The sequence below is a fragment of the Escherichia sp. KTE96 genome, from assembly GCF_000408525.1.
GTDB lineage: Bacteria > Pseudomonadota > Gammaproteobacteria > Enterobacterales > Enterobacteriaceae > Escherichia > Escherichia marmotae.
Window position 1 is genome coordinate 1,886,349 of sequence record NZ_KE137149.1, and the last position, 13,873, is coordinate 1,900,221.

At 49.5% G+C, this 13,873-nt stretch carries 10 protein-coding genes; 9 read left to right on the top strand and 1 reads right to left on the bottom strand.

Going from position 1 to position 13,873, the window contains the following annotated elements; all coding sequences use genetic code 11:
• Positions 1 to 121: 121 nt before the first annotated feature.
• The 9 genes from sucC to A1WG_RS05740 all read left to right on the top strand — a co-directional run bounded on the left by sucC (position 122) and on the right by A1WG_RS05740 (position 11,854).
• A complete protein-coding gene (gene sucC / locus A1WG_RS05780; protein WP_001048605.1) occupies positions 122 to 1,288 on the top strand; it encodes an ADP-forming succinate--CoA ligase subunit beta in 1,167 nt (388 codons plus the stop codon).
• The gene (sucD, locus tag A1WG_RS05775) at positions 1,288 to 2,157 is read left to right on the top strand and encodes a succinate--CoA ligase subunit alpha (protein WP_001515996.1); all 870 of its coding nucleotides are present in this window, start codon (positions 1,288 to 1,290) and stop codon (positions 2,155 to 2,157) included. Before sucC ends, sucD begins: the two co-directional genes overlap by 1 nt.
• 783 nt (positions 2,158 to 2,940) lie before the next feature.
• A complete protein-coding gene (gene hutU, locus A1WG_RS05770) occupies positions 2,941 to 4,638 on the top strand; it encodes a urocanate hydratase (RefSeq protein WP_001515997.1) in 1,698 nt (565 codons plus the stop codon).
• A 164-nt stretch (positions 4,639 to 4,802) separates the two neighbouring features.
• Positions 4,803 to 6,212 carry a cytosine permease gene (locus tag A1WG_RS05765; RefSeq protein WP_016242610.1) on the top strand — a complete coding sequence of 470 codons (1,410 nt, stop codon included), beginning with the start codon at positions 4,803 to 4,805 and terminating at the stop codon, positions 6,210 to 6,212.
• A gap of 10 nt (positions 6,213 to 6,222) precedes the next feature.
• Entirely contained in the window at positions 6,223 to 6,804 is a 582-nt protein-coding gene (locus tag A1WG_RS05760; RefSeq protein ID WP_228029515.1) for a HutD/Ves family protein, read from the top strand.
• Positions 6,801 to 8,012 carry an imidazolonepropionase gene (gene hutI, locus A1WG_RS05755; RefSeq protein ID WP_001516000.1) on the top strand — a complete coding sequence of 404 codons (1,212 nt, stop codon included), beginning with the start codon at positions 6,801 to 6,803 and terminating at the stop codon, positions 8,010 to 8,012. The genes A1WG_RS05760 and hutI overlap by 4 nt, the downstream gene beginning before the upstream one ends.
• Entirely contained in the window at positions 8,012 to 8,977 is a 966-nt protein-coding gene (gene hutG / locus A1WG_RS05750) for a formimidoylglutamase (RefSeq protein ID WP_000814581.1), read from the top strand. Before hutI ends, hutG begins: the two co-directional genes overlap by 1 nt.
• A gap of 34 nt (positions 8,978 to 9,011) precedes the next feature.
• Positions 9,012 to 10,682 (top strand): HAL/PAL/TAL family ammonia-lyase, encoded by a 1,671-nt coding sequence (hutH, locus tag A1WG_RS05745; protein WP_001516001.1) that lies wholly within the window; start codon positions 9,012 to 9,014, stop codon positions 10,680 to 10,682.
• 266 nt (positions 10,683 to 10,948) lie between these two features.
• On the top strand, positions 10,949 to 11,854 hold the full coding sequence (locus A1WG_RS05740) for a LysR family transcriptional regulator (protein WP_001214252.1): 906 nt from the start codon (positions 10,949 to 10,951) through the stop codon (positions 11,852 to 11,854).
• Positions 11,855 to 12,021: 167 nt separating this feature from the next.
• Here the strand turns inward: A1WG_RS05740 and A1WG_RS05735 are convergent, their stop codons facing one another.
• Entirely contained in the window at positions 12,022 to 13,674 is a 1,653-nt protein-coding gene (locus A1WG_RS05735; RefSeq protein WP_001516002.1) for a class I fumarate hydratase, read from the bottom strand.
• Positions 13,675 to 13,873: the final 199 nt, after the last annotated feature.

Here is a 13,873-nt window from a genome sequence, read left to right on the forward strand (position 1 = left end):
GGGTGACTCTGATGTAGGTCGGATAAGGCGCTCGCGCCGCATCCGACAATACCCGGAAGCGATACGTCACATTCGGTCTACGGTTTAAAAGATAACGATTACTAAAGGATGGACAGAATACATGAACTTACATGAATATCAGGCAAAACAACTTTTTGCCCGCTATGGCTTACCAGCACCGGTGGGTTATGCCTGTACTACTCCGCGCGAAGCAGAAGAAGCCGCTTCAAAAATCGGTGCCGGTCCGTGGGTAGTGAAATGTCAGGTTCACGCTGGTGGCCGCGGTAAAGCGGGCGGTGTGAAAGTGGTAAACAGCAAAGAAGACATCCGTGCTTTTGCAGAAAACTGGCTGGGCAAGCGTCTGGTAACGTATCAAACAGACGCCAATGGACAACCGGTTAACCAGATTCTGGTTGAAGCGGCGACCGATATCGCGAAAGAGCTGTATCTTGGTGCCGTTGTTGACCGTAGCTCCCGCCGCGTGGTCTTTATGGCCTCCACTGAAGGTGGCGTGGAAATCGAAAAAGTGGCGGAAGAAACCCCGCACCTGATCCATAAAGTTGCGCTTGATCCGCTGACCGGCCCGATGCCGTATCAGGGACGCGAGCTGGCGTTCAAACTGGGTCTGGAAGGTAAACTGGTTCAACAGTTCACCAAAATTTTCATGGGCCTGGCGACCATTTTCCTGGAACGGGATCTGGCGCTGATCGAAATCAACCCGTTGGTTATCACCAAACAGGGCGATCTTATCTGCCTCGACGGCAAACTGGGCGCTGATGGTAACGCACTGTTCCGCCAGCCTGATCTGCGCGAAATGCGCGACCAGTCGCAGGAAGATCCGCGTGAAGCGCAGGCTGCACAGTGGGAACTGAACTACGTAGCGCTGGACGGCAACATCGGTTGTATGGTTAACGGCGCAGGCCTGGCGATGGGCACGATGGACATCGTTAAACTGCACGGCGGTGAACCGGCTAACTTCCTCGATGTTGGCGGTGGTGCAACCAAAGAACGCGTGACCGAAGCATTCAAAATCATCCTCTCTGACGAAAAAGTAAAAGCCGTTCTGGTTAACATCTTTGGCGGTATCGTTCGTTGCGACCTGATTGCTGACGGTATCATCGGCGCGGTAGCAGAAGTGGGTGTTAACGTCCCGGTTGTCGTACGTCTGGAAGGTAACAACGCCGAACTCGGCGCGAAGAAACTGGCTGACAGCGGCCTGAATATTATTGCAGCAAAAGGTCTGACGGATGCAGCTCAGCAGGTTGTTGCCGCAGTGGAGGGGAAATAATGTCCATTTTAATTGATAAAAACACCAAGGTTATCTGCCAGGGCTTTACCGGTAGCCAGGGGACTTTCCACTCTGAACAGGCCATTGCATACGGCACTAAAATGGTGGGCGGCGTAACTCCAGGTAAAGGCGGCACCACCCACCTTGGCCTGCCGGTGTTCAACACCGTGCGTGAAGCAGTAGCTGCCACTGGTGCCACTGCTTCTGTTATCTACGTACCAGCACCGTTCTGCAAAGACTCCATTCTGGAAGCCATCGACGCAGGCATTAAGCTTATCATCACCATCACTGAGGGCATCCCGACGCTGGATATGCTGACCGTGAAAGTGAAACTGGATGAAGCGGGCGTGCGCATGATTGGCCCGAACTGCCCAGGCGTAATCACTCCGGGTGAGTGTAAAATCGGTATCCAGCCGGGCCACATCCATCGCCCTGGTAAAGTGGGTATCGTTTCCCGTTCCGGTACGCTGACTTATGAAGCAGTTAAACAGACCACGGATTACGGTTTCGGTCAGTCTACCTGTGTCGGTATCGGCGGCGATCCGATCCCTGGCTCTAACTTTATCGACATTCTCGAAATGTTCGAAAAAGATCCGCAGACCGAAGCGATCGTGATGATCGGTGAGATCGGCGGTAGCGCCGAAGAAGAAGCGGCTGCGTACATCAAAGAGCACGTCACCAAGCCAGTTGTGGGTTACATTGCCGGTGTGACTGCGCCGAAAGGCAAACGTATGGGTCACGCAGGTGCAATCATTTCCGGTGGTAAAGGGACTGCGGATGAGAAATTTGCTGCCCTGGAAGCCGCAGGCGTGAAAACCGTTCGCAGCCTGGCTGACATCGGTGAAGCACTGAAAACTGTTCTGAAATAAATATCTGTAATAAGAAATAGCCCTCGCCGCGTCCCTCTACAGGAATGGCGAAGGGCTGTCGGTTTCGACATGGTTGGCCATCTTATGATGGCCTTTTTTATGCCTTAAACGTTAACCACGGTCGAAATCTGACTGCTGGTTGAATCAATCCTGTCTCCTGCGGGGCTTCGATAAGTGAATCAATATCGCTTATAAGCTACCACCGCTTCTTCTTGATGCCATTTTGTTGAAAATGAAAAATTATATTCTCCAGGGTTCATATTTTTTAATTTTATATGTTTGCCAGTTTTTTCAGTTAGGGTTTGTTATTTTAAGGATGATAAAAATAGAATATGTATTAATGATAACAAGACATGCTCTTATGCTTGAAAATTAATGGTTGTTTTTAAATGTCGCTATATATCAATGTATTATGCTCTTGGTACAACGCTGGTTTTTCGGCTATTACGTTAATGATTAGCTGTCGTGAATACGTTTTTGCGAATAATTAAATTACAGACATCTTGCAATCTCATCATATTCATATGTTCAAATGAGAAAATATTTTGCCAACAATATCACTTTTTCCAAAAGTTAAATTAAGCATATTGAATTCGCATACAAAGCGTTGGCAATTTTTTTGAATTTATATTCACGGTGAATATGCTATAGAAATTAAATTCACTAAATGAATTAATAATACGAAATTATAAACAGGAATTATATAAGCCGTTTCTGTATTCATTCGCTCATCTTTCTGGGCGATTACAGCATTTAATTTTATCCAGTAACAGGAGAAGATTCATGAGTAAGCCTTCAGATCCTCGTATTGATACCAGCCGCGTCATCCATGCGCCACAAGGTACTCAACTGCATTGCAAAAACTGGCAGATCGAAGCTGCCTATCGGATGTTGCAGAACAACCTTGATCCAGACGTGGCTGAAAATCCGCAACATCTGGTGGTGTACGGCGGTATTGGCCGCGCGGCACGTAACTGGGAGTGTTTCGACCAGATTCTGGAATCCCTGAAAAATCTGGAACCCGATGAGTCGCTGCTGGTTCAGTCCGGTAAACCCGTTGGTGTATTTAAAACCCATACTGACGCGCCACGTGTGTTGATCGCCAACTCTAACCTGGTGCCGCAATGGGCCAACTGGGATCACTTCAACGAACTCGATCGCAAAGGTCTGTTCATGTATGGACAGATGACCGCCGGTTCGTGGATCTACATTGGTAGCCAGGGCATTGTGCAGGGAACGTTTGAAACCTTTGTTGAGGCGGGGCGTCAGCACTACAACAATTCGCTAAGCGGAAAGTGGATCCTGACTGCGGGTCTGGGTGGCATGGGTGGAGCACAACCGCTGGCGGCGACTCTGGCAGGGGCATGTTCATTAAATATTGAGTGTCAGCAAAGTAGCATCGACTTCCGTCTGCGTACCCGTTATGTCGATAAACAGGCGAAAGATCTCGATGATGCACTGGCGCTGATTAAATACCACACCGAGCGCAAAGACGCCGTTTCTATCGCGCTACTGGGCAATGCGGCAGAAATTGTTCCTGAACTGGTGAAACGTGCACGTCAGGGGGCGATCAAACCGGATCTGGTCACTGACCAGACGTCTGCCCACGATCTGATTAACGGCTATTTGCCGATGGGGTGGAGCGTAGAACAATGGCGTGCGGCACAACAAGATCCGCAACAACACGCCAGGCTGCAAAAAGACGCCGCACAAAGTTGTGTGGCGCATGTTCAGGGGATGCTGGACTTCCAGGCGATGGGTATTCCGGTTGTCGACTATGGCAACAATATCCGTCAGGTAGCCTTCAATGAAGGTCTGCAAAATGCCTTTGATTTCCCGGGCTTTGTCCCTGCTTATATTCGCCCAATGTTCTGTGAAGGCAAAGGCCCGTTCCGTTGGGTAGCGCTGTCTGGTGACCCGGAAGATATCTATAAGACTGATGCCAAAATTAAAGAGCTGTTCCCCAATAACGTGCTGACGCACCGCTGGCTGGATATGGCGCGCGAGCGTATTGCTTTCCAGGGCTTGCCTTCACGAATTTGCTGGCTGGGGCTTGGCGAGCGTCACCTGGCGGGGCTGGCATTCAATGAAATGGTACGCAACGGTGAATTAAAAGCGCCGATTGTGATTGGTCGCGATCATCTTGATACCGGCTCTGTCGCCAGCCCGAACCGCGAAACCGAAAGTATGCTCGATGGCAGTGACGCGGTATCTGACTGGCCGTTGCTCAATGGTCTGCTCAACACGGCGGGCGGGGCAACGTGGGTGTCTCTGCATCATGGCGGCGGCGTTGGGATGGGATATTCCCAGCACGCCGGGATGGTCATTGTTGCTGATGGTAGCGAAGAAGCTGAAAAACGCCTGGCGCGTGTGCTGGTTAATGACTGTGCGTCAGGCGTTATGCGTCACGCTGATGCCGGTTATGAAGCCGCTATTGAATGTGCCAAAAATTATGGTCTGAAATTGCCGATGATTCGCTAAATATTAACGCTGTTATTTAATATTTGCGCTAATACAGGCGGAAAGTAATCCGCCTGTATAACAATAATTATCAAAAAATATTCATTACATCGTCGAAAGAAATATCTCTCGACCCTCTTTTGCTGTTTCAAAAAATGACCTCTCATTTTGCAGGAGACTTTTTCATGGAATCAAGCAGCCCTATCCGCAGTAAAAAACCGGTTTTAGAATCAAATACTATTAACGCCGTTCCTGAGTCCGCTCGCCATGGCGCGCCCTCCAGCCAGTTTACTTTGTGGCTAAGTGCTAACTTACAAATTACCGCCGTGGTGGACGGCGCGTTAGCGATTATTTTTGGCTCTGAAGCCATGTCAGCAATTATTGGTTTATTAATCGGTAATATTATCGGCGGCGCGGTTATGGCATTGCACTCGTCACAGGGGGCAAAGCTGGGATTACCACAGATGATCTCCAGTCGTATCCGCTTTGGCGTCAAAGGGGCGGCGCTACCGTTACTGATGGTGATTATTATGTATCTCGGATTTGCCGCGACGGGTACGGTATTATCCGGTCAGGCGATTAACCGGATATTTGGTTTTGAGTCAGCATCGACCGGAATTATTATTTTCGGTATGCTTACCGCGATGATCGCATTGGTCGGTTATAAACTTATTCACGTCGTTGGCCGTGTTGCCGGTGTATTAAGTATTCTGGGTTTTATTTATCTCGCCACCCAACTTAGTGGTCACTACGACGTGGCGGCGGCATTTGGTCAAAAACCTTTTAGTTTTTCTATATTTTTATTAACGATAGCCCTCTCTGCAGGATGGCAACTAACGTTTGCACCATACGCCTCTGATTATTCCCGCTATTTACCGGCTGATACCCCTGCAAAATCTATCTTCTTTGCCACCTTTTTGGGAACCACGCTCGGCGCGCAATGTGCCATGACCTTTGGCGTTCTTGTTGCTGCTTGCGGTGCTAACTTCCTGAAAGATAAGGTCGGTTTTATGGGCGAGTTAGCCGGGCCAACGTTTGCCATTCTGATTTATACGGTGATTGTTTGCGGCAAACTGACGGTTAACTGTTTGAATGCCTACGGCGGCTTTATGTCGATTCTGGCGACCGTCAGTGCCTTTAATAATCGCAGTCAGGTTTCACAGCGTGTTCGCGCTGCTTACGTTGTGGGCTTCGTGCTGTTGTCGATGGTCGTTGCGTTGGCGGCCAGCGCCGATTTCTTAAATAATTTCAAAAACTTTGTTCTGCTGCTGTTGACGGTATTTGTGCCGTGGAGCGCCATCAATCTCATCGACTACTACTTCATCTCACAAGGTAAAACCGATATTCCGGCACTCTATACCCCGGATGGACGCTATGGCGCGTATAACAAAACCGCGTTGGTTTGCTACGGAATTGGTGTGCTGGTGCAGATCCCCTTCCTGAATCAAAAACTGTATCAGGGGCCCATTTCTGTACTGATGGACGGGGCGGATATTTCCTGGATTATCGGTTTGTTAATGACTGCCGTTATCTATTACCCGTGGGCGAAACGCACCACCAGTGTCCCTGCCCAGACTATTTATCCCGAGTCGTAATATGGAACCAATGCTGATATCTGCAATGGATAAGCCCTTGCAACCGTGGCGCAACGGCGGGGGTTTTACGCGACAACTGCTTGCCTGGCCTGATGATGAAAACTGGTTGTTGCGCATCAGTATGGCGAATGTCAGTCAGGACGGTCCTTTTTCGGCGTGGCCAGGCGTGGTACGTGGTCTCGCGATCCTCGATGGGGAAGGGGTGAAACTGACGTTTGTCGATTCGATCATCAACCTGCAACGTCACGATCCCGCCTTAATTTTCCCAGGTGAAGCGATGCCGGATTGCCAGTTGCTGGGCGGGACTGTTCGCGATCTCAATGTCATGGCGCGGGAAGCTGATGTGGGGATGTTGCGGGTGCAAAGTGCCGTTGACTGGCTCCCTCCGTCACTCGCGCAAGCGGGGCTGTTCACGTTGTGTGACGGGGAGTGGATAAGCGGTAAGAAGAGGACGTTTGTATCTACGAATACGCTGTTATGGCTGGCTCAGCCTGATGGCAAGCCCTGGCGTTTCGAACCACAGCAAAAAGTTTCTGCCGATGAACTGGCAGGCTGGTGGCTTTATTATTTACGAGGGGAAAAATCCTTATGAGTGCATTAACCCTCTGGCGAAATACCACGCTGGCGACACTTTCCGCTAACGATTGGGGAGTGATTGAAAATGGTGCATTAATCAGCCGTGGCGACACTATTGTTTGGCTTGGCAAGGCCACGCAGATCCCTCGCGAACTGACGGCTGACATTACAGAGGAACACGACCTGCAGGGTAAGTTGCTGACACCCGGTCTGGTGGATTGCCATACGCATCTGGTGTATGGCGGCCAGCGGGCGAATGAGTTTGAGATGCGGCTGCAAGGCGTGGCTTATGAAGATATCGCCAGAGCGGGCGGCGGGATCTTATCTACCGTCAATGCCACGCGGGCGGCCAGCGAAACACAACTGTTTGAACTGGCGGCGCAGCGACTACAAAACTGGTTGCGTGAAGGCGTCAGTACGCTGGAAATAAAATCCGGTTATGGCTTGACGCTGGAAGATGAAGCGCGCTGTTTGCGCGTCATTCGCCGCTTACAGGAATCTACCGGGTTACGTATTCAGTCTACTTTTCTTGGGGCGCACAGTTTACCGCCAGAGTTTGCCGGACGCAGTGATGATTACATTACAGCACTTTGCGACTGGATGGGCGTCCTGCATGGACAGGGGCTGATTGATGCAGTTGATGCTTTTTGTGAAAACATCGCCTTTAGCCCAGACCAGGTACGGCGCGTTTTCAGTAAAGCGCAACACTATGGAGTGCCGGTAAAACTCCATGCCGAACAGCTTTCTGACCAGCAAGGTGCGGCGCTGGCGGCGGCGTTTTCTGCACTCTCCTGCGATCATCTGGAATACCTTAGCGAATCGGGGATCGTTGCCATGAAAGCGGCCGGAACGGTGGCGGTTCTGCTCCCCGGGGCCTATTACTTCCTGCGCGAAACCCATCTACCGCCGATTGCCGCTTTGCGGGCAGCGGGCGTGCCAATTGCCATCTCCACGGACCATAACCCCGGAACGTCTCCCAATATGTCATTGCCATTGATGATCAATATGGCCTGTACGCTGTTCCGCATGACACCGCTGGAAGCCGTTCAGGGCGTTACGCGTAATGCGGCAAAGGCACTTGGACTTATTGATCGGGGGGAACTTGCGCCGGGGTTACGGGCGGATATGGCGGTCTGGGATCTAAATCATCCACGTGAACTGGCCTATTGGTTTGGGCACCAGCCTTGTCAGGGGCTGATTGTCGGTGGAAAAAGGAGTTGGTAATGAAGCAAACATTTTTGCCGTGGAGTGGGCGTGTTGACTCGCAGGAAACCGGCGTCAGCACTCGCTGGCATCAGCATGTGCAACCGTTTAGTGAACAAAGCCTTGGAGGCTGTACGCTGATAGGTTTTGCCGTTGATGACGGCGTACAACGTAACGGTGGGCGAACGGGCGCAGCAGGTGGGCCGGGTGCATTACGCAGCATATTGGGCAATATGCCGGTGCTCAATGAAGACGCTATTTTTGATATGGGCGATGTGCAAAGTGAGGAACAGGCGCTGGAATCCGCACAAAACTGTCTGGCGACAAACGTTGCCACGGTCATTGCGCGTAACAGTTTTCCGCTGGTTCTGGGCGGTGGTCATGAAGTGGCGTGGGGAACATTTCAGGGGATTATGCAGTCGCGCCCTGATATCCAGCGACTGCTGATTATCAACCTTGACGCGCATTTTGATTTACGGATGGCTGAAAAGGCCAATTCAGGTACGCCATTTCGCCAGATGCAGGAGTGGAACACGCAGCATGGCAAACCATTTAGTTATCGCGTGCTGGGAATAAGCCGTTTTGCCAATACTCAGGCGTTATTTGATCGCGCTGATAGCCTCGGCGTGCGTTATTGGCTGGACGAATCTCTGCAATTTGAAAGCGATTTGCATGAGGTTATTAATGCGCTCTCGGCAGATATTCAGGCGTGTGACGCTATTTATTTAACGATTTGTCTCGATGTCCTACCGGGGTATCAGGCTCCCGGCGTTTCTGCGCCATCACCGTTAGGCGTGCCGTTAAATATTACTGAAGCCATTGTGAATTTAATCGCCGGTAGCGAGAAGTTGATTGCTGCGGATATTGCCGAACTTAACCCGGAACTGGATCGCGATAATTTGACTGCGAAAGTTGCCGCTCGCCTGGTGACCAGCATTGTTCGGCGGGGGAAAAAGATAAGACAAATTAAGACGTTGTCGCAGTAACCCGTTGTTAAACTCATCATGATAAGGAAACACAATGAAAGGATTGATACGAAGAGTCACTGTCACCGTTGTGCTCTGGAGCGTTTGCTCCATCGCGATGGCAAAATCAACCATTACGCTGGATGGCGAACATCTCTCTATTGACCAGGCATGGTCAATTGCATTAGGGGATAACGGCGTCAAAATCGCGCCGAAAGCCATGGAGCGCATGGAAAAAAGTTATGATTTGGTGATGACCGCCGCGCATTCTGGAACACCCGTTTACGGTTTAACCGTGGGCGTGGGGCTAAATAAAGATCAGCCCATATTTGATGCCAAAGGAAATTTAACGCCAGAGGTGATTGACGCGTCGAAAAAATTTAATGCTGCCGCGCTGCGCGCCCATTCTGCAGGCGTCGGCTCAATGTTACCGGATTATCTTGCTCGTCTCTCAATGGTATTACGTTTAAATACCATGCTGCATGGGCAAACCGGAGCGCAGCCTTATATTGCCGAACTGTATGCTGAATTTATTAATCGCGGCGTTACACCTTTAATTCCGGCGCGTGGAAGCATTGGCGCAGCAGATATTATGCTCGCATCACACGTTGGCCTGGTGATGATGGGGGAATGGAAAGCGCGGGTTAATGGCGTGGAAATGAGTGGTGGCGATGCGCTGGCGAAAGTGGGGCTTAAACCACTGGTGCCGCAGGGTAAAGATATGCTGGCGATTTTGTCGAACAACAGCGTTGGCACGGCGTATGCGATTGAAGCGGTACGGTCGGCACGCCAGTTGCTGAATGTCAGCCCGGTGGTTTTCGCTATGAGTCTGGAAGCGTTGAATGGTAACGTCGCGCCGGTACTGCCGCAGTCGATCGGCGTGCGTCCTTTCCCGCAGTTGGCTGATTCCGCGAAAGAGATCCGCGATGCGTTAATCGGTTCTTATTTATGGCATAAGGATGACAAACGTGCATTGCAGGATCCGTTATCGTTCAGAACAACGGTGTATACCCTTTCTGAGTCGGTACGTGCGCTACATGACGCAGAAGATATCATTACCGTGCAGATCAACAGTTCTGACGATAACCCGGCAACTGTGCTGAATGCTGATAAGGCGTACCAGGATTCCAGCCAGGTCGCGCAATATTTTGTTAAAGATGGCGCAATCAGCGGCGGGATTTTCCCGACGGCAAACTTCGAATCGTTACCTGTTGCGCTTGCCACCCAGCGTTTGACCGTGGCGTTAGTGCATGTTTCGCATAACAGTATGCGTCGCTCGCTGCACCTGGAAGATGATCACTTTACGGGTTTAACGCGCTTCCTGTCGGCACCCGGTAATAAAGGTCACGGCTTTGGTTCGCTGCATATTCCTTTTGTCGCGCTGCATGCAGAAAATGTTGATCTCGCCAATCCTGTTTCTTTCGATATTCAACCGGTTGCCGGAGGCATTGAAGATACCGGTGCCAATAACGACCATGCAGCCAGAAGACTGAAACAGGTGGTTGATAATTTGAACATTATTTATGGCATTGAATTGATGCATTCCGCGCAGGCAATCGATTTGCGGTTGCAAGCCGATCCACAACTGGCATTAGGTAAATCAACAAAAGCGATGTTTACCGCCTACAGAAAAGTCGTGCCATTTGTCGAGCAGGATCGCATCTTTACTCCGGATATTGCAGCATCGCAAAAATTCTTAGAAGGATATGCGATAAATCAAAAATAAAATCGGTGTTGGTTGTTTATCATAATATCCATAGATATGATAATTATCAGTTTAATAGTTTTTCTTAATATTGATTATAATAATCCGAAGGGCGTTTTGCTTTTCGGATTATTATTGCCTCATTAAGGTAATTGCCATACCGAACGTGCTGGCTTATAAATATCAATCATGATACTTATAAATTATTTATTGCTGCTTTGGTTACCATTACTTAGTAATAAGTAATGTATTTTTGATAGTTTAAACTATTTTTAAGGGACGGCATTATGAGAGGAAAAATACCCAAAACGGAATTGCTGGTGACTTTTGAGGTAGTCGCACGTCATGAAAGTTATACCAGAGCAGCAGAGGAGTTGGCGTTAACCCAAAGTGCAGTATTCAGACAAGTTAGCGCACTGGAAGAGTTTTTACATATATCATTATTTGCGCATTCTAAAAAAAGAATATTCCTTAATGATGCCGGTAAATATTATCTGGGAATTGTTAAAGAAACATTGAATAAACTGGAACGTGACACAAATACAATCATGACCTGGCAACCCACGGTTCAGGTTATTGAGCTTGCTGTCAATCCTACCTTCAGCACGCACTGGTTGATCCCCAATTTACGTGAGTTCAATAAATTGTATCCCGATATTATTGTCAATATCCACTCATTAGCCAATAACGGGGATTTTCTTAATCGGGAATACGATGCTGTCATTATGCGCGAAAATTTTTGCGCCCCCTGGTCGAAGGTAGAATATCTCTTTGAGGAAGAGATTCTGCCAGTATGCAGCGGCAGTTTGCTTTCACTGCCCGATCAAAAGCTGTCCGTTGCAGAACTACTTAGTGAGCTACCTCTTCTGCATCAGAGCACCCGTATTACTGGCTGGGAAGAGTGGTTTGCGCTATCGGGCGTTAGCAGTCCGCTGGTCAATAATGGGCCGCGTTTCGATTTGCTTTCGATGCTGATTGCCGCCGTGCGCTCTAATCTCGGCGTGGCATTGCTGCCGCGGTTCGCTATCCAACACGATTTAGATAGTGGTGATATGGTGATCCCGTGCGATGTGCCCATTCTTACCGGTAATCGCTTCATTATGACGTGGCGGGAAGAGAAGGCTGAATATCCGCACTTGCAGCTCTTTCGTGAGTGGTTGCTGGCAAAATCGGTGGTGCCGGAGGAGATGTAAACCTACGCCTGGCGAAATGCCAGGCGCAGATATTAACCGTCGAGACCTGGTTGTGCCTGACGGGGCAATTTTGCAGTGAGGCGTTCACCTCTTCAGTATCCAGAAAATGGTAAGCCAGCATAAAGATCAGCTCACCCAGCACGACTAAAGCGTAACATTCACTTTCATTAATGCCCCGCAGGGCAACTGGCACAGCGGTGTTGCTGCTCAAACTGGCTAAAGAAATTATTGCCTTTATCATCCACCAGAATGAATGCGGGCAGATTTTCAACTTCCATCATCCACACGGCTTCCATGCCCAGCTCCGGGTATTCCAGACAGCGAAGGCTTTTGACATATTCTTGCGCCAGTAACGCCGCCGCACCGCCAATACTTCCCAGATTAAAGCCGCCATGTTTGTGACAGGCATCGGTGACCTGCTGGCTGCGGTTGCCTTTCGACAACATGACCAGACTGCCGCCCGCTGCCTGAAAGGTATCGACATAACCGTCCATTCGACCGCCAGTGGTTGGCCCCAATGAACCGCAGGCCATGTTTTCTGGTGTTTTCGCCGGCCCTGCGTAATAGACAACATGATGTTTCAGGTAATCCGGCATCGGTTCACCGTTATCCAGTCGCTCTTTAATTTTTGCGTGGGCGATATCGCGCGCCACCACGATTGGCCCACTTAACGACACGCGGGTGCCGACTGGTAACGTGGCGAGATCTTGCACCACGTCACGCAATGGACGATTCAGATCGAGATGCACATGATGCGTGCGATTTTCTTCCCGCATTGATACAGGAATATATTGCCCCGGATTATGTTCGAGTTTTTCCAGCCAGATACCGTGTTTGTTAATTTTGGCCTTAATATTGCGATCGGCGGAACAGGAGAGCGCCATGGCAATTGGGCAGGAGCCGCCGTGGCGTGGCAGACGAATAACACGAATATCATGAGCGAAATATTTGCCACCAAACTGAGCACCAATACCAAATTGCTGGCTGGCGTCGAGCAATGTTTTTTCCAGTTCAACATCGCGGAATGCTTGTCCCTGCTCGTTTCCGCTGGTGGGCAGATTATCGTAGTATTTCGTTGAAGCCAGTTTGGCGACTTTTAACGCTTGATCGGCAGAAAGTCCTCCGACGACAAAGGCGATATGGTAGGGCGGACAGGCGGCGGTGCCCAGCGATTTCATTTTTTCAATTAAAAATGCGGTCAGTTTTTCCGGTTGCAGGAGAGATTTTGTTTCCTGATAAAGCGCGGCTTTATTGGCGGAGCCTCCCCCTTTATTAACACACAGAAAATGGTATTCGTCGCCGGGTACGGCGCTGATATCAATCTGCGCCGGGAGATTGGTTTGGGTATTCATCTCGGTATACATATCCAGTGGCGCATTTTGCGAAAAACGCAGATTATTTTCCTGGAAAGTGCTGTAAATACCTTTGCTCAGGGCTTCAGCATCATTGCACCCGGTCCAGATATGTTGTCCCTTGCTGGCAACAATCGTTGCTGTGCCTGTGTCCTGACAGTTGGGTAATATTCCCTTTGCCGAGACCTCTGCATTTCGCAGTAACTGCAAGGCCACGTATTTGTCATTACTGCTGGCTTGCGGATCGTTAAGAATGCTGGCGACCTGTTGCAAATGAGCAGAGCGTAAGAAAAAAGAGGCTTCATAAAATGCCTGTCGGGCAAGCAACGTTAACGCGTCAGGGGCGACTTTTATTACGTCTTCACCGTCTAACTTCGTTACCATAATATGTTGATCGCTAATTAATTTATATTCTGTACCGTCTTTATCTTGCAAAAACGGATCCTGCCAGACGAATGGTTTAGACATGATCTCTTCTCACGTTGTGGTTATTTTTACCGAATGCTAAGACAGGCCATTTTTCCAGCAGGAGCTGGATGTTTATATCACGTTGTCATTCGGTATTTACTTAAGCATTTTTTGTTTAATTACGTGTGATTTTTAGAGGGACGTAGTTCACCCGTTATTTAAGATGTGATAATACCAGCATGCTTCGCAATTTATTTTA